This is a genomic window from Micromonospora hortensis (assembly GCF_022230935.1).
Taxonomy (GTDB): domain Bacteria; phylum Actinomycetota; class Actinomycetes; order Mycobacteriales; family Micromonosporaceae; genus Micromonospora; species Micromonospora hortensis.
The window spans coordinates 1-16,430 of the sequence record NZ_JAKKFE010000005.1; the positions used below are offsets into that span (position 1 = coordinate 1).

17 protein-coding genes are annotated in these 16,430 nt (G+C 71.6%); 9 read left to right on the forward strand and 8 right to left on the reverse strand.

Going from position 1 to position 16,430, the window contains the following annotated elements; genetic code table 11:
* Positions 1-63: 63 nt before the first annotated feature.
* Entirely contained in the window at positions 64-708 is a 645-nt protein-coding gene (locus tag NIE111_RS02750; RefSeq protein WP_238682882.1) for a hypothetical protein, read from the reverse strand.
* Between the two features lie 358 nt (positions 709-1,066).
* Here NIE111_RS02750 and NIE111_RS02755 point away from each other — a divergent pair, with 358 nt between their 5' ends.
* Entirely contained in the window at positions 1,067-2,155 is a 1,089-nt protein-coding gene (locus NIE111_RS02755; RefSeq protein WP_238682883.1) for an acyltransferase family protein, read from the forward strand.
* Here NIE111_RS02755 and NIE111_RS02760 read toward each other — a convergent pair.
* Both NIE111_RS02760 and trmB read right to left on the reverse strand, forming a co-directional pair.
* The gene (locus NIE111_RS02760) at positions 2,133-4,646 is read right to left on the reverse strand and encodes a DEAD/DEAH box helicase (RefSeq protein WP_238682884.1); all 2,514 of its coding nucleotides are present in this window, start codon (positions 4,644-4,646) and stop codon (positions 2,133-2,135) included. The two genes, NIE111_RS02755 and NIE111_RS02760, sit on opposite strands and share 23 nt — an antisense overlap.
* A 112-nt stretch (positions 4,647-4,758) precedes the next feature.
* Complete coding sequence (gene trmB / locus NIE111_RS02765) at positions 4,759-5,466, reverse strand: tRNA (guanosine(46)-N7)-methyltransferase TrmB (protein WP_372488271.1); 708 nt, start codon at positions 5,464-5,466, stop codon at positions 4,759-4,761.
* 139 nt (positions 5,467-5,605) lie between these two features.
* On the opposite strand from trmB, the gene NIE111_RS02770 reads away from it, so the two are divergent.
* Positions 5,606-6,184, forward strand: a complete 579-nt coding sequence (locus NIE111_RS02770) for a hypothetical protein (protein ID WP_238683023.1) — start codon at positions 5,606-5,608, stop codon at positions 6,182-6,184.
* A gap of 236 nt (positions 6,185-6,420) precedes the next feature.
* A complete protein-coding gene (locus NIE111_RS02775) occupies positions 6,421-7,086 on the forward strand; it encodes a class F sortase (RefSeq protein WP_238682885.1) in 666 nt (221 codons plus the stop codon).
* 420 nt (positions 7,087-7,506) lie between these two features.
* Here the strand turns inward: NIE111_RS02775 and NIE111_RS02780 are convergent, their stop codons facing one another.
* From NIE111_RS02780 to NIE111_RS02790, 3 genes are all read right to left on the reverse strand, one after another.
* Positions 7,507-7,824, reverse strand: coding sequence for an antibiotic biosynthesis monooxygenase family protein (locus NIE111_RS02780; protein ID WP_210781367.1), 318 nt, complete (start codon positions 7,822-7,824; stop codon positions 7,507-7,509).
* A gap of 80 nt (positions 7,825-7,904) precedes the next feature.
* A complete protein-coding gene (locus tag NIE111_RS02785; protein WP_238682886.1) occupies positions 7,905-8,702 on the reverse strand; it encodes an exodeoxyribonuclease III in 798 nt (265 codons plus the stop codon).
* Positions 8,703-8,739: 37 nt separating this feature from the next.
* Complete coding sequence (locus tag NIE111_RS02790) at positions 8,740-9,660, reverse strand: proteasome assembly chaperone family protein (RefSeq protein WP_091401570.1); 921 nt, start codon at positions 9,658-9,660, stop codon at positions 8,740-8,742.
* Positions 9,661-10,081: 421 nt separating this feature from the next.
* Between NIE111_RS02790 and NIE111_RS02795 the strand changes: the two genes are divergently transcribed.
* The 3 genes from NIE111_RS02795 to NIE111_RS02805 all read left to right on the forward strand — a co-directional run bounded on the left by NIE111_RS02795 (position 10,082) and on the right by NIE111_RS02805 (position 12,003).
* Positions 10,082-10,945, forward strand: coding sequence for a peptidase M23 (locus tag NIE111_RS02795; protein ID WP_238682887.1), 864 nt, complete (start codon positions 10,082-10,084; stop codon positions 10,943-10,945).
* Between the two features lie 106 nt (positions 10,946-11,051).
* Positions 11,052-11,198: a hypothetical protein gene (locus tag NIE111_RS02800; RefSeq protein ID WP_167457721.1), complete on the forward strand. Its 147-nt coding sequence runs from the start codon at positions 11,052-11,054 to the stop codon at positions 11,196-11,198.
* A 49-nt stretch (positions 11,199-11,247) separates the two neighbouring features.
* On the forward strand, positions 11,248-12,003 hold the full coding sequence (locus tag NIE111_RS02805) for an EcsC family protein (protein ID WP_238682888.1): 756 nt from the start codon (positions 11,248-11,250) through the stop codon (positions 12,001-12,003).
* A gap of 16 nt (positions 12,004-12,019) precedes the next feature.
* Here the strand turns inward: NIE111_RS02805 and NIE111_RS02810 are convergent, their stop codons facing one another.
* Both NIE111_RS02810 and NIE111_RS02815 read right to left on the reverse strand, forming a co-directional pair.
* Positions 12,020-12,871 carry a GDSL-type esterase/lipase family protein gene (locus NIE111_RS02810; RefSeq protein WP_238682889.1) on the reverse strand — a complete coding sequence of 284 codons (852 nt, stop codon included), beginning with the start codon at positions 12,869-12,871 and terminating at the stop codon, positions 12,020-12,022.
* A gap of 122 nt (positions 12,872-12,993) precedes the next feature.
* Positions 12,994-13,587 (reverse strand): antibiotic biosynthesis monooxygenase, encoded by a 594-nt coding sequence (locus NIE111_RS02815; RefSeq protein ID WP_238682890.1) that lies wholly within the window; start codon positions 13,585-13,587, stop codon positions 12,994-12,996.
* A 122-nt stretch (positions 13,588-13,709) separates the two neighbouring features.
* Between NIE111_RS02815 and NIE111_RS02820 the strand changes: the two genes are divergently transcribed.
* The 3 genes from NIE111_RS02820 to NIE111_RS02830 are packed head-to-tail and all read left to right on the forward strand — an operon-like array spanning position 13,710 to position 16,419.
* Complete coding sequence (locus tag NIE111_RS02820) at positions 13,710-13,973, forward strand: DUF6343 family protein (protein WP_091401582.1); 264 nt, start codon at positions 13,710-13,712, stop codon at positions 13,971-13,973.
* A 12-nt stretch (positions 13,974-13,985) separates the two neighbouring features.
* Entirely contained in the window at positions 13,986-15,401 is a 1,416-nt protein-coding gene (locus NIE111_RS02825) for an NADP-dependent succinic semialdehyde dehydrogenase (RefSeq protein WP_238682891.1), read from the forward strand.
* A gap of 52 nt (positions 15,402-15,453) precedes the next feature.
* Entirely contained in the window at positions 15,454-16,419 is a 966-nt protein-coding gene (locus tag NIE111_RS02830) for a TIGR03885 family FMN-dependent LLM class oxidoreductase (RefSeq protein WP_238682892.1), read from the forward strand.
* The last annotated feature ends 11 nt before the right edge of the window (positions 16,420-16,430 follow it).

A 16,430-nucleotide genomic window follows, 5' to 3' on the forward strand; every position in this document is an offset into this window, starting at 1 on the left:
GGTGCGCGGGGTGCGCGGGGTCCGCTTGGTGCGTGGGTGGGGGCGTGGAGGGTGGGGGGTGGGTTAGGCGGCGGTGGACCAGATGGCGCGGAAGGCGGCGGCTTCGCCGGAGAGCCATCGTTCGATCTGGTCGGGCTTGGCGTCGGTGGGCATGCGGTGGGCCAGGCCGCGGCGGACGTCGACCAGGACCGGCTCGGCGTGCGGGAGCACCGCGTCCATGTGTCGGGCCATCAGGTGCAGGGTGGCGAGCACCGATTCCTCGCTCGGTGGGGCCTCGTCGAAGTGCAGGCGGACCGCTTCGGCGCGGCCGTCGGCGTGGCGTACCCCGAAGTGGGGGTTGATCTTGACGGGCAGGTCGCCCAGCATCGCCAGGGCGTCGCGGGTCTGGGCGAGATCGACGGCGGCCGGCTCGCCGAGGGAGTGCATCCAGGTGGTGGCGCCGGGGACGAGCGTCTGATAGAGCGGGCGCCATCGTGGCTTGACGATGTCAGCCACCCCGGCCAGGTGGGTGCCGCCGGTGTGGAAGGCGATGTCGGCCTTGAGCGCCTTGACGAACTGGCCGTGCGGGTTGAAGCCGGACCGGCTGGCGCGCTGCTTGCGCAGCCCGCCGACGAAGGTCGCCTTGGTGGGGCCGGTGCGGTCGACGTAGCGGGTGAAACCGAGCAGTGTCGCGTAGGGGGTGAGGGGCGTCGAGGCGGGCGCGGTCACGGGCGTCCTCCCAGGTCAGGATCTTTATTAGTACATACATTCTAATCGACGGGTCTGACATTGCCCAGCGAAGTTGAGAGGGTGTGCCGCCTCCTGGCAACCGGACGAATCGCCCGGCTGGGTGAGCGTCGTGGGGCGCCGCCGGTCGGTCGGCGCTGACGGATCTGGTTCACCGTCTGGCGTCCGTCGGCCTGCCGGTTGGGGAGGCTGGCTGATCAGAGGAACAGCCGCCCGGAGGGCGGAACGCTGTCTTGCTCGCGTTCGCGATGCTGCGTTATTTGTCGTACTTGTGGCGTTATTGTGCGTTGTGGTCATCGATGAGGCGTCCAGGGTTGTCATCCCTGGCAGGGGTACGGCGGTGCGGACCGTCCAGTCCGCCGACCCCGCAGCCGACCGGGACCGCTACCTGGACCTGCTGCGGACGATCGCCCTCGTCCGCGTCGTGATCTTCCACGTCACCGGTTGGATCTGGCTGAGCCTGCTGGTGCCGGCGATGGGTCTGATGTTCGGCATCGCCGGTTCGTTGATGGCGGCGTCACTGGACCGGCACGGCGCATCGGCCGTGCGCCGACGGCTGCGCCGGCTGCTGCTGCCGTACTGGGCGTTCGGCGCGATCGCACTGGCGGTGCTCTCCGCCGGGTGGCGTCCACTGCCGAGTGGCGTGGCCGGCTGGGCTGAACTGCTCTGGTGGGTGCTACCCCTGCGGGTGCCGCCGGTGGGTGGGCAGTCCTGGGCCTGGGTGTTCCACATCGGGCTCTGGTACGTCGTCACCTATCTGTGGTTGGTGCTGCTCTCGCCGGTGCTGCTGTGGCTGTTCCGCCGCTGGCCGTGGCCCAGCATCGGTGTTGCCACCGCGCTGCCGGTCGGGATGCATCTGATCGGTGTGCACGCCGGCTACTTCGTCGCCGCCTACCTGTCCTGCTGGCTGATGGGCTTCGCCCACCATGATCGGCTGCTGCACCGTGTCCCGTGGCGCTGGTATGGGTGCCTCGTGGCCGGCCTCGCCGGGGTGGGCGGCACCTGGGTGGTGGCCGCCATGGTGACCGGCCGGGCCGTCGACCTCAACCACATCGCGGGCGGCACCACACTGTGGTCGATGGCGCTCGTCGCAGTGCTGCTGAGAGTGCAGCCCCGGCTTGTCGGCCGGGTGCCGCTGGGCGCCGTGCTCCGGCTGGTCAACGCCCGAGCGGTCACCATCTACCTCTGGCACATCCCGGCCAGCCTCGGGATGTTCCTCCTGCTCGCGCCGGTGCTCCCGTACAACTCGGTGGCCTCGATCGCGCTGCGACTGACCGGGGTGTGCCTACTGACCGCCGGGGCGGTGCTGCTGTTCGGCTGGATCGAGGACGTGGCCGCCCGGCGTACGCCGGCACTGTTGGTTCCTCGGCCGAGCGCTGCCGGTCGGCACCGCGCCGATCGACAGGTCAGAGCTGGCCGACGTCGGTGATCCGCACGACCGCCGCGCCGACCTCGTCCGAGGCCGCCAGGTCGATCTCGGCGCTGATGCCCCAGTCGTGGTCGCCGTTGGGGTCGTCGAAGCTCTGGCGGACGGTCCACCGTTCCCGCCCCTGCTCGATCATGAGCAGCGCCGGCCCTCGCGCGTCCGGCCCGACGCCGATCGAGTCGTACTCCTCGAAGTACGGCGCCAGGGCATCGGCCCACGCGTCGTAGTCCCAGCCGTCCTCGGCGTCCAACTCGGCGAGCAGGTCCCAGCGGCGAAGCGCTGCCAACTCGACGCGTCGGAACAGCGCGTTGCGCACCAACACCCGGAACGCCCGCGCGTTGCGGGTCACCGCCGGTGGCCGATCGGTCAGTGCGGCGTGCGCCTGGGCGACCTCGGCCACGTCGGACGGGTTGCGCAGTCGTTCCCACTCGTCGATGAGGCTGGAGTCGACCTGGCGGACCAGCTCGCCCAACCACTCGATGAGGTCGATCAGCTCCTCGGTCTTGGCGTCCTCGGGCACTGTCTGACGCAGCGTCTTGTACGCGTCGGCCAGGTAACGCAGGACGAGACCTTCCGAGCGGGTCAGCCCGTAGAACTGCACGTACTCGGTGAAGGTCATGGCCCGCTCGTACATGTCGCGGACGACGGCCTTGGGGGAGAGCTGGTGGTCGGCGACCCAGGGGTGCCCCTGCCGGTACATCTCGTACGCGGCCTCCAGCAGCTCGGCCAGGGGCTTCGGGTGGGTCACGTCGTCGAGCAGTTCGAGACGCGCCTCGTACTCGATGCCCTCGGCCTTCATGGCGGCGACCGCCTCGCCGCGCGCCTTGAACTGCTGCGCGGAGAGGATCTGCCGGGGGTCGTCGAGGATCGACTCGATCACGCTCAGCACGTCGAGCGCGTACGACGGGGACTCGGCGTCGAGCAGTTCGATGGTGGCCAGCGCGAGGGGGGAGAGCGGCTGGTTGAGGGCGAAGTCGAGCTGGAGGTCGACGGTGAGCCGGATCCGCCGGCCGGTCTCGTCCGGCTCGGGCAGCTCCTCGACGACCCCGCCGGCACGCAGAGCCCGGTAGATGGCGATCGCGCGTCGGATGTGCCGGCGCTGCGCGGCGGGCTCCTCGTGGTTGTCGGTGAGCAGGTGCCGCATCGCGGTGAACGCGTCCCCGGGCCGACCGATGACGTTGAGCAGCATCGAGTGGCTGACCTGGAAGCTGGACGTCAGTGGCTCCGGCTCGGCGTCGACGAGTCGGTCGAAGGTGGGCTGGCCCCAGCCGATCGAGCCCTCCGGCGGCTTCTTGCGGACCACCTTGCGCCGCTTCTTCGGGTCGTCACCGGCCTTGGCGAGGGCCTTCTCGTTGTCGATGACGTGCTCGGGGGCCTGCACGACGACCCGGCCGATGGTGTCGTAGCCGGCCCGGCCGGCCCGCCCGGCGATCTGGTGGAACTCGCGGTTCTTCAGCAGCCGGGTACGGACCCCGTCGTACTTCGACAGGCCGGTGAACAGCACGGTGCGGATCGGCACGTTGATGCCGACGCCGAGGGTGTCGGTGCCGCAGATGACCTTGAGCAGGCCGGCCTGGGCGAGGGTCTCCACCAGGCGGCGGTACTTGGGCAGCATGCCGGCGTGGTGCACGCCGATGCCGTGCCGGACCAGTCGGGACAGCGTCTTGCCGAAGCCGGCGGTGAACCGGAAACCACCGATCGCCTCGGCGATCATGTCCTTTTCGGCGCGGGTGCAGACGTTGACGCTGGTCAGCGCCTGGGCGCGTTCCAGCGCGGCGGCCTGGGTGAAGTGCACCACGTACACCGGTGCCTGCTTGGTCTCCAGCAGCTCCTCAAGCGTCTCGTGCAGCGGCGTCATCGCGTACGAGAAGATGAGCGGGACCGGCCGCTCCGCAGTGCGCACGACGGCGGTGGGCCGCCCGGTGCGCCGGGTCAGGTCGTCGACGAAGCGGGTGGTGTCCCCCAGAGTGGCGGACATCAGGATGAACTGGGCCTGCGGCAGCTCGATGATCGGCACCTGCCACGCCCAGCCCCGGTCGGGCTCGGCGTAGAAGTGGAACTCGTCCATGATCACCTGGCCGACGTCGGCCTTCGTGCCCTCGCGCAGCGCCAGGTTCGCCAGGATCTCCGCGGTGCAGCAGATGATCGGGGCGTCGGCGTTGACGCTGGCGTCGCCGGTGAGCATGCCGACGTTCTCGGCGCCGAAGACCTCGCAGAGCGCGAAGAACTTCTCCGACACCAACGCCTTGATCGGCGCGGTGTAGAAGGTCGTCCGGCTGTCGGCGAGGGCCGCGAAGTGCGCGGCGATCGCCACCAGGCTCTTACCCGAGCCGGTGGGCGTGTTCATGATCAGGTTGGCGCCGGAGACGATCTCGATGACCGCCTCTTCCTGGTGGGGGTAGAGGTCGAGGCCGCGCTCCTTCGCCCAGCCGGCGAACGCGTCGAAGAGGGTGTCGGGGTCGGCGCTTGTCGGCAGCGCGGCGGTGAGCGTCATAGCCTGTCCATGGTGCCTGGATCATGCCCCGGTACGCCAACCCGGCCCGCACCGGACCCCCGTCCGGGCATCCCGAACGCCCCGCCGCGTTCCGGTTCGGGCGTTTCGTCGGTCACCGTCGGCGGTACAACAGGTCCGCGACCGGCCGACCGGCCGTGATCGCCCGACGCTCGAACTTCGTCACCGGCCGGTGCGCCGGTCTCGGCGCGAAGCCGCCGTACGTGTCCACCAGCTCCGGGTCGGCCTCCAGCGTCTCCCGCATCGCCTCGGCGTACTCGGCCCAGTCGGTAGCGCAGTGCAGCACGCCGCCGGGGCGCAGCCGGGACCGCAGCAGCGCCACGTGCGTCGGCTGGATGATCCGCCGCTTGTGGTGGCGGGACTTCGGCCACGGATCCGGGAAGTAGACGTGCACGGCGTCCAACACGCCCTCGGGCAAGCCTTTGACCAGGGACAACGCGTCGCCCTCCGCCACCCGTACGTTGCGCAGGCCACCGCGCTCCACCAGGTGGAGCAGGTTCGCGATTCCCGGCGTGTGCACCTCGACCGCCAGATAATCTCGATCCGGGTCGGCGGCAGCCATCGCAGCGGTGCTGTCGCCCATGCCCGAGCCGATCTCCAGCACCACTGGCGCCCGGCGACCGAACAGGTCGGCCAGGTCGACGGGCACGACAGGTCCGTCCGGCACGTCCAGGCCGTACGTGGGCCAGAGCCGGCTCAGCGCGTCGGTCTGCCGGTCGCTCATCCGACCCCGGCGGGGGTGGAACGTGCGGATCGTCCGGCTCGCGGGCGGGACGGCGGGGTCATGGTCGGTGGCGGTCACAGCGACCCGAGCGTACGCGACGCCGCCGGCGGATCGGATGTGATGTGCGACCGGAAATGAGAGGATCCAACTGGTACGGCAGGTCGGGTGCTCCACCGCCCGACCCGGCCGCACGGCGTCGAGAGGGGGCATCGTGGCAATGACCCGCGGCGTCGTGACCCTGTCGCTGGTGACCGTGCTGGCCGGCCCCCTGCTGGCCACCACACCCGCCCTCGCGGCGCCCGAGCGGGCTGTCGCCGTCGCGCCGGCACCGCAGCCCGGAGGGCCGCCCGGCGGAGCGCCTCAACCGACGCCGGCGGTGGACATCTTCGTCGAGGTGAGCCCCAGCACTGTGCAGCCCGGCTACCTGGTCGGCATCCGGGCCAGTTGTCGGGACAACTCGGTGGGCGCCACGGTGGTCTCCGACGCCTTCGGGGCGGTCGGCGTGCAGCCGCAGCGCGGGGTGCTCACCGCCGCGCCGATGGTCCGCGAGCGCACCCGCCCCGGCAACTACCGGGTCAAGCTGGAGTGCCGCGACGGCGAGACCGCCTCGACGATGCTCCAGGTGGTCAAGAAGATCCCCAACCAGCCGAGTCGGGGTCCGGCGACCGGGTTCGGTGGGAGCAGCGGCGGGATCACCGGCAAGCTGCTGCTGCCCGGCGGCGCGGCACTGATCATCAGCGGGCTGATCCTCGCCGTGATGGCGATGCGTCGTCCCCGAGCCGCCACGCGCCGCTGAGGCCCGCCATGACGATCTTCCGCCCCACGCCGCCGCCGGCCGGTTCACGCCCGCCGACGCCGGGTCGTGCCGCCTCGCCGCCGGACGCTGCCCGCCAGCCGTTCGCCGGCCGTCCCGCCTTGCCGCCCGATGACGTTCGGCTGCCGGTGGACGACGGTTGGCCGGGCTCCGACCGTCCGTCAGGTCCCGAACGCTCGTCGCGTTCCCAGCGCCCGCCGGATTCCGACCGCCCCTCGGTGGCAGCGCGTCCGGCGACCGCCGTCGCCCCCCGGCGTAGTCGTCCCTCCGGCCGCAGCCCCTGGTCCGTACCGTTGGCAGTGGTGTTGGTGTTGGCCGGGGTCTTCGCCACCGGGGCGGGGCTGGGCCGTTCGGTGGGCCCGTTCGACCTGGCCCCGACCGGCGGTGACCGACCGGCCCGCAGTGAGTCGGTCGGGTTGTCGGCCAGTCGCCCGGTGCGCCTCTCCGTGCCGGCGATCAAGGTGACCGCGCCGGTGGCGCCCGTCGGGCAGGCGCGCGACGGCTCGATCGCCGTACCGCCGCTGGAACGGCACAACGAGACCGGCTGGTACGACCGGGGGCCCACCCCCGGTGAGCCTGGCCCGGCGGTGATCGTCGGGCACGTGGACACGAAGACCGGCCCGTCGGTCTTCTACGACCTGGGCAAGCTGCACCCCGGCGACCTGATCGAGGTGGCGCGGGCGGACGAGTCGGTGGTGGTGTTCCGGGTCGACACCGTGGAGCACTTCCCGAAGGACCAGTTGCCCGCCGAGCGGATCTACGGCAACGACGGGCCACCCGGGCTGCGGTTGATCACCTGCGGTGGGCAGTTCATCGGGGGCCGCACCGGCTACGCCGACAACGTCATCGCGTTCGCCACCCTCCAGTCCTCCCGCAAGCCCTGAGATCGACCCCGTCTCGGGCGTCAGGGGGTGCCTGGAGTGCCGCGGTCGCAACGACTGTCCGCAGCTTGACTGGGCTATCGAGCTGACCGCGGAAATCGTCTCAATCATTTTTCAGAAGCGGTGACTGTCAAGCCGCCAGGGCAGGCCCGCCCTGGCGGGCACCCCACTGCGTCGCCGGGTCCGGTCAAGGTCGTGCTCGAACAAGGATGTAGTGGCCTCGCGGTGGAGAGGAGGGGACTAGATCCAGGATCGAGCGCGATCAAGGCGCCGGGTGCCGCTCGATACCCGCTTCGACGCGCCCGAACCGCCCCGAACCCGTCGTTGCATGGCCAAGATCCGCGTACTTCCGGGGAAACTGCTGCCTGGCGACGTGTCGAGGCGGGGAATTCGTCCGGGTTTGAGAGGCGGCCGCGAGGCCTGCTAGGGCTGGGGGACGTGCAGCGCCACCTCGAACTCCAGCAGGCTGGCGCCGGTGGAGACCGGAGGACGGGGCTTGTCGCCGGGGGCGGCGGCGTGGGCGGCGCGCGACGGGCCGGCGGCCCACGCCTGGAACGCCTCTTCGCTCTCCCACTTCGTGTAGACGAAGTAGCGGGTCTCGCCGGCCACCGGGCGGAGCAGTTCGAAGCCGAGGAAGCCGGGGGAGTTCTCCACAGTGCCGGCCCGGGCGGCGAACCGCTTCTCCAACTCCGCGCCGCCGCCGGGCGGAACGTCGATTGCGTTGATCTTCACGACTGCCATCTGCCCACCCTAGCCAGCGGACGCGGCACCGGGGCGGCCGCCCGTGGCATCGGACCGGCAGTGGGAACGACCGGGTGGGCTCAGAACGTCTCCACCGCCGGGACCAGGTCCACGTCGACCACGATCGGCGCGTGGTCGGAGGGACCCTTGCCCTTGCGGGCCTCGCGGTCCACGTACGCGGAGCGGACCGCTCGGGCGAACGGCGCGGACGCGTACACCAGGTCGATTCTCATGCCCTTGTTCTGGTGGAACATGCCGGCCCGGTAGTCCCAGTAGGTGAAGGGGTGCGGACCCTTCATCGGGGTCGGGACGACGTCACTGAGGCCCAGGTCGCGCAGCGCCGCGAGGGCTGCCCGCTCGGCCGGGGTGACATGTGTGGAGTGGGTGAAGACCGCCGGGTCCCAGACGTCGGCGTCGGTCGGGGCGACGTTGAAGTCGCCGCAGACCGCCAGCGGCAAGCCGCCCGCCAGTTCGGTGTCCAGTGCGTCGCGCAGCGCCGCGAACCAGGCCAACTTGTACGCGTAGTGCGGGTCGTCCGGCGTCCGGCCGTTGGGCACGTACACCGACCAGACCCGTACCCCGTCGCAGGTGGCGGAGATGGCTCGGGCCTCGGGCTCGGGGAAGCCGGGCTCGTCGGCGAACCCGACCCGGACGTCGCCCAGCCCGACCCGGGACAGGATGGCCACCCCGTTCCACCGGCCGTCGCTGTGGCTGGCCACGGTGTAGCCCAGCGCGCCCACCTCGGTCACCGGGAAGGCGCCGTCGGGGCATTTCGTCTCCTGGAGGCAGACGACGTCCGGCCCGGTGTCGGCCAGCCACTCCAGCAGCCGGGGTAGGCGGGCCTTCACCGAGTTGACGTTCCAGGTCGCCAGGCGCATGCCCCCAGCCTGCCGTATCCGCGGCCGCGACGCCCGGTCAGCTGCCCGGGGTGTCGCCGGGACGGGTCTGTTCGGCCAGGAACCGTTCCAGTTCGGCGCCGAGTTCGTCGGCCGTGGGCAGCGGGCCGGCATCCGGGGCGAGCAGGCTCTTCTCGCCCCGACCTCGGGCGAACGCGTCGTACTGCTCCTCCAGGGCCTGGACCAGGGCCGCGGCGTCCTCGGTCTGCGCGACCTGACGGTCGATCTCCACCCGGACCACCTCGGCGGCCGAGCGCAGCCCGTCGCCGGGCAGCAGGAGGCCGGTGCTGCGCGACACCGAGGTGAGCAGCACCTCGGCCGCCGCCGGGTATTCGGTCTGGGCCACGTAGTGCGGCACGTGGGCGGCGAAGCCCAGCGCGTCGCGGCCCTGCTCGCCGAGGCGGAACTCCAGGAGGTGACCGACGCTGCCGGGCACCTGGACGCGTTGCAACCAGGGCTCGTAGCCGGCGATCAGCTCGGGGCGGGTGGCGTGCGCTGTCACCCCGGTCGGCCGGGTGTGGGGGACCGCCATCGGGATCGAGTTGAGCCCCACTGTGAGCCGGACGTCCAGCCGGGCGGCGAGCCCGGCGACGGCGGCCACGAAACGCTCCCACTGCAGGTCCGGTTCGGGGCCGGTGAGCAGCAAGAACGGGGTCTCGTCGTCGTCCTGCAGGAGGTGCAGCTCCAGCTTGGGCGCGTCGACGCTCTCCCAGTGGTCCTCGACGAAGGTCATCACCGGTCGTCGCGATCGGTAGTCGAAGAGCTGGTCGACGTCGAACGTGGCGATCGGCCGACCCTCCAGCGAGGTGAGTAGCTGCTCACGCGCCAGTCGGCTGGCGTTTCCGGCGTCCACGAACCCGGTGAGGGCCTGGATGAGAACCGGCTGCCCGAGGTCGGGCAGATCGTCGGTGAGCTGGTAGAGCTCGTGTGGGTCGAGCACCGGTGCGGACCTCCCTGAAATGTGCCTGCGGGGCGCCGTCGCGACGGAGGGCACCCGTTCGGGCAACGTACCCGCCATCCTGGTGCATTCCTGCGCCGGGCGATCCGTTGGCCGGAGGACGGGCGTGACCGGACTAATCGTCTGTTTGCGCCGCCAGGCCGAGCCCCTGTGGCCGATCGGCCGAGGGGCCGTTCGGCCCAAAGGCCGAGTTTGTCGATCATGTCAGGCTCGGAGGTCGGATGTCCGGCCCTGTCCCGGGCCGTGCCGGCCCGCGTGCCCCGCCAGCTTCATCCGGTACGCGAGGTTCGTTCCCCGGGCGGGTCGAGCCGCCCGGGTCGTCCACCAGTACGGGGCGAATCTGTGTCGAGCACCACGTGATCACCGTGCGTGATCGGGGTTTTCACCTGCCTAGCCTCGGTTGATGCGTGACGACGGCACCCTCGACGACCCGTACGCCCCGAGCAGGTCCACTGCCGATACGGAGGATGGCACCTCAACCGAACGGACAACCGCCGCGAGCCGGCTCCGGACGTACGCCCGGGACCTGACCGGTCGACGCCGGGCACAGCTGGCGCTGGCCACCGGTGTGGTGTGCTGCCTCGGTCTGACCGCCGTCGTCCAGGTTCGCAACGAGGACGCCGACGCCGCGACCCGGAGTGGATCGCTCTCCAGCTCCGAGTTGGCGCAGCGCGCCGAGCAGCAGCGCGCCTCCCGTTCCCTCGACCGCACGGCTGCCCCGAGCACCTCCGCCTCCGCCGCCCAGTCCGCCGCGGCGAGCCCCGCCGATCCGGACACCAGCCCGCCGGCCCGCAAGGTCGCCCCGGCTCGCCCGACCGACCCGGCGCCCGTCGCCGGGCTGGACGACGACCAGATGGAGAACGCCGAGGCGATCGTCCGTACCGGCCGCGCGATGGGTATGCCGCGTCGGGGTCTGGTGATCGCGGTGGCCACCGCCATGCAGGAGAGCAACCTCTACAACGTGGCCAGCGGTGTGCTGCCCGAGTCGCAGGACTACCCGCACCAGGGCGTCGGCTGGGACCACGACTCGGTCGGGTTGTTCCAACAGCGTTCCAGCAGCGGCTGGGGCCCGGTGGGGCGGCTGATGGACCCCGAGTTCGCCACCCGGCAGTTCCTCAGCGCGCTGGAGCAGGTGCCCGGCTGGCAGCGGATGCGGCTCACCGACGCCGCCCAGGCGGTGCAGGTCTCCGCGTACCCCGAGCACTACCAGCAGCACGAGTGGCGGGCCACCCGGGTCGTTGACGCCATCGTGCCGGCGGGGCGGTAACCTACCGCCCACTATGGACGGTCAGGGTTGAGGCTGTCGCATCCCGGGTACATCTGTTGCGGGTTCGGGGTACACATGAGTACGGGACCATCGACAGGAGGACGCCATGTCACTGATGCAGCGGATCACCACGTTCCTGAGATCGCCGAAGGGCCAGCAGTTGGTCGAGCGAGGTCGTCGAGAGATGGCCAAGCCGGGCAACCAGCAGAAGCTGAAGGGGTTGGCGGCTCGGCTGTCCAACCGCCGGCGCTGACCGCTCCATCGGCCGCCCTGTCCACCGTTTCCACCCCTGGGGAGACCTGGTGACCGACACTCCGCCCGTCGGCGGTCAGCCCGCCGCCCCTACTCCGCAGCCGTCCGCCGACCTGCCGGCCGGGCCGGTGGACGCCCCCGAGGGTCCGCCGGCCCGGCTCTGGGACCGGATGCGTGACGACCCGCAGTACGCCCCGGAGCACCTTGCCTTGGAGGCGGTGCGCCGCCTCGGGCCGGAAGCCGTGCAGTGGGCCGCCCGTGCCCGGGCCGAGCAGCCCGGGGTTTCCACCGACGTCCTCGCCGACCAGGCGGCCCGCAAGTTCGTCAACCTGGCTCGACTGTCCGGCGCGGTCTCCGGCGCGGCCGGGCTGCCCGGCGCCGTGATCGACGTGGGCGTGCTGGCCTGGACCCAGGCGCGGATGGTGCTGCACATCGCCGCCGCGTACGACGTCGACCCCCTGCACAATGACCGGGCCACCGACCTGCTGGTGCTTCAGCGGGTGCACAAGGTCGCCGAGAGCGCCCGGCTGGCGCTCGGCGTGGCCGCCGGGCGGGAACGCGCCGACGCGCTCTTCGGCCTGGGCGGCCAGCGTCCGCTCGGTCGGGTCATGCTGCAACTCGGCATCCGGCTGGCCCAGATGGCCGGCGTCCGGGCCGCGAAGCGGATGGTCGCCAAGATCGTCCCCGGTGCGGCCATCGTGCTCGGCACCTGGGCCAACTCGTCGGCCACAAAGGACCTCGCCCAGCGATCCCGGGCCCTCTATGGCTCCCGCGGCAACGCCGTCCCGGAGCCGCGTCGACCCTGAGGGTCGGTCGAAGCCGTCAGCTGGCCAGGCCGGAGGAGCGCCACGTCACCTCGGCGATGCGGCCCTGGCCGGTGGCGTTGGGGTGGAACCAGTCCAGCGGGTTGAGCAGGTCCAGGGTGAACCGGACCTTGTGCAACGCGCCGCCGTCGTGCCGGCACCGTGATCCGTACGCCCGGCAGGCCGCCTTCAACTCGGCGTTGTACGCGTCGATCCGGTCCCGGACGGCGGCCCGGCGCGCCCGGTCGGCGGGTGCGGTCGAGGTCGCCTCGGCCAGCAGGGCCGGGCAGATGCCCCGCCGCCACGCGCGGGTCGCCCGGGCGTCGTCGTGCCCGACCTCCCAGAGCCGGTACAGGTCGGGGATGCTCACCACCAGCACCCGTGCCTTCGGCCGGCCGGTCCGCAGGACCCGCAGCCCCCGGTCGACGTCGGCCCGGAACCGCGCCACCGGCGTCATCGCGTCCACCCCGCCCCGACAGGCGTCGTTGGCGCCGATCAGCACCGTGGCGTAGTCGACGCGGTCGCGTACCGCCGCCTCGGCCTGACCGGCGAGGGCGTCCGCGCGGGCACCGGGACGGGCATGGTTGTACGTCCGGTCGCGGATCGCCGGGTTCTGTTCGAGCAGCCGCCGGTAGTGGCTCTGCACCCGCAGCCCGTCCCCGGTCGACCAGGAGTTGCGTTCGCAGGAGGTGAGCACCAGGCAGGAGGCGAAGCCGGTGCTGATCGAGTCGCCGAGGGCGGCGATGCCGCCGGGCCCGCTCGACGGCCTGGCGCTCGTGGTGGGGCGGGGTTCCGCGGAGTTGCCGCCCTCGCAGGCCAGTGCGACGAGCGCCGCGAGACAGGCCAGTGCGGCGACCCAGCGTCGAGGCATGACGTCTCTCCCGTTCCCGCAGCACAGAGCGACAGCGCGGTAACTCTATGCGCAGGATGTGGTGGGTCGGGAAGTTGCTGTCGGGTATGCGGCAGAGTGCCGACGCGGAAGCCGTCGGGGTGCTATGCGTCCCGCCACGGTGCCCGCTGACCGTGCAGCCACCAGTGCAACGCCCGGGTGATCCAGGGCAGCACCAGATAGGTCATCAGCGGGGTCAGGCAGAGCGTCATCAGCAGCACCCGGGCCGCCAGCGGCACCGCGTCGAGGAAGCGGCTCGTCAGCAGGGTGGCGGTCAGGCTCAGGGGGAAGAACGCCAGCCAGATGGTCACCGCCTGCTTCCAGCGGGGCGGCGAGGCGGGCGGGGCCGGCTCCACCGGGTCCACCGAGTGCTCCAGCGGCGGATCGAACCAGCCCTCGATCCCGGTGCGCCGCTCGACCCGGGTGTGCTCGACGATGCCCTGCGCCGAACTGAGCCACCAGTGCCGCTGCGGCGACTCTTCCCACCGGCGCAGCGTCTCGGCGTCGGCGAAGCGGTAGAGCATGTGCCACTCCGGCGAACCGGGGCCGCTCTGCACCCAGCCGGCGCCGAGAAATCCGGGGAACGCCTCGGCCAGCGCGGTGCCGGCCCGCATCCAGGCCACCATCTCGCTGGCCCGGCCGGGATCGACGCGGCGGGCGATCGAGACGGTCACCGGCACGGTGAGGGTCATTGACATGCGCCCATCCTGCAATCGACGAGGCCGCGGCGCGAACGGATGTGCCGGAGCACACCGGCGGGGGCGGGTGCACAGGCACGCAGTACCGGTTAATCCGGCCGATCGGGGGTAGATCGGTGGGTATGACGAGATCGCAGCCCCGGCGCGCCCGTGGCACGGTCGGCCACGCGAACAGCGCGTTGAACCTTCGGCTCACCCTCGCCAGCTTCGGGCTGGTGATCATGGTGCTCTTCGCGGTGCTGGCGTTCTGGGCCGGCATCGCCTGGCTCGGCGTACTCTGCGCGATCTTCGCCGTGGTCGCCGTGGTCGACCTGGTCGTGATCCAGCGCCGCCGCGCCGCTCGCCGCCGCGAGGAGCCGGGCGTACGACACTCGTTGTTCGAGTGACAGGAGGACGGAATGCCGCACATCGCCACCACCAACCCCGCCACCGGACAGGTGCTCAAGACCTATGAGGCGATGTCCACCGAGCAACTCGACGACGCCATCGAACGCACCGACCTCGCGTTCCACCAGCTGCGGGCGACGACCGTCGGCCAGCGCGCCCAGTGGATGAACGCCGCGGCCGACCTGCTGGACGCCGAGCGCGACGAGATCGCCCGGATCATGACCACGGAGATGGGCAAGACGTACGTCGCGGCGCAGGCCGAGGTGACCAAGTGCGCCTCCGCCGCCCGCTTCTACGCCGACAAGGCCCCCGCGTTCCTCGCCGACGAGCCCGCCGACGCCGACGCCGTGCAGGCCATCCGGGCGTTCATCCGCTACCAGCCGATCGGCGTGGTGCTCGCGGTCATGCCGTGGAACTTCCCGCTCTGGCAGGTGATGCGCTTCGCCGCCCCGGCGCTGATGGCCGGCAACACCGGCCTGCTCAAGCACGCCTCGAACGTGCCGCAGACCGCGCTGCTGCTGGAGGACGTGTTCCGACGAGCAGGCTTCCCCGAGGGGGCCTTCACCACGGTGCTGGTCGACTCGGAGGCCGTCGACCACATCCTCAGCGACCCCCGGGTACGCGCCGCGACGCTCACCGGCAGCGAACCCGCCGGCCGGTCCATCGCGCAGATCGCCGGGCGGGAGCTGAAGAAGACCGTCCTCGAACTCGGCGGCAGTGACCCCTTCGTGGTGATGCCCTCGGCCGACGTGGACCGGGCCGCCGAGGTGGCCACCACCGCACGCTGCCAGAACAACGGCCAGTCCTGCATCGCGGCGAAGCGGTTCATCGTGCACACCGACGTGTTCGACGCCTTCGCCGAGAAGTTCGCCGCCAACATGGCCGCGCTGCGCGTCGGCGACCCGATGGACCCGAACACCGACGTCGGGCCGCTGGCCAGCGAGCGTGGCCGCGACGAGGTGCACGCCCAGGTCCGCGACGCTGTCGACAACGGCGCGACAGTGCTCTGCGGCGGCGAGCCGCCGAGCGGCGACGGCTGGTTCTACCCGCCGACAGTGGTCACCGACCTCACCCCGCGGATGCGGATGTGGTCCGAGGAGGTCTTCGGCCCGGTCGCCGGCCTGTTCCGGGTCTCGTCGTACGAGGAGGCGATCGAGGTCGCCAACGGCACCAGCTTCGGGCTCGGCTCGAACGCCTGGACGCGGGACCCGGCCGAGCAGGAGCGCTTCGCCACCGACCTGGACGCCGGCAACGTCTTCATCAACGGGATGACCACCTCGTACCCGGAGTTGCCGTTCGGGGGTGTGAAGAACTCCGGGTACGGGCGGGAGTTGTCGGCGCTGGGCATGCGGGAGTTCTGCAACACCAAGACGGTCTGGGTGGGCGAGGGCGCCGCCTCGGCCGGCGCTGGCGCGCACGCGGAGTAGTTCGGGGCGCGGCACGCGTCAGCCGGTGCCGTCGTGGGTAGGAGGTGTGCCCATGACGTCGTTCGGTTTTCACGCCTCGCATGAGCAGATCGGTCCACGCGCCCTCCTGGAGGCGGTGATCCACGCCGAGCGGGCCGGCTTCGACGCCGCCATGTGCTCCGACCACTTCTCCCCGTGGAGCGCCCGGCAGGGCGAGTCCGGCTTCGCCTGGTCCTGGCTGGGCTCGGCGTTGCAGGCCACCGGCATGCCGTTCGGCGTCGTCAACGCGCCCGGTCAGCGGTACCACCCGGCGATCATCGCGCAGGCGATCGGCACCCTGGGCGCGATGTACCCGGGCCGGTTCTGGGCGGCCCTGGGCACCGGCGAGGCCAGCAACGAGCACATCACCGGCGACCCGTGGCCCCGCAAGGACGTGCGCGCCGCCCGGCTGCGCGAGTGCGTGGACGTGATCCGGGCACTGCTGGCCGGCGAGGAGGTCAGCCACGACGGCCTGGTCCGGGTGGATCGGGCCCGGCTGTGGACCCGCCCCGAGCAGCCGCCCGCGCTGGTCGGGGCCGCCGTCAGTGTGGCCACCGCCCGCTGGTGCGCCGAATGGGCGGACGGGCTGATCACCGTGAACGCCCCGGTGGCGCACCTGCGCGAGATGATCGACGCGTACCGGGACGCGGGCGGACGTGGGCCGCTGCACCTCCAGGTGCACGTCTCCTGGGCGAGGGAGCAGGCCGAGGCCGAGGCGCTCGCGTACGACCAGTGGCGCAGCAACGTCTTCGCCCCGCCGGTCTGTTGGGACCTGGAGACCGTCGAACACTTCGACGTGGTCTCCGCCGACGTGCCAGCGCGGCGGGTCACCGAGGTGGTGAACGTGTCGGCGGACCTGGGTCGGCACGTCGGCTGGCTGGAGGAGTACGCGCAGCTCGGCTTCGACCAGATCGCCCTGCACCACGTCGGGCAGGAGCAGCGCGGTTTCATCGACGCGTTCGGCGCGGAGGTGCTGCCGAAGGTGCGCCCGGGCGGCTGATCGAACAGGCG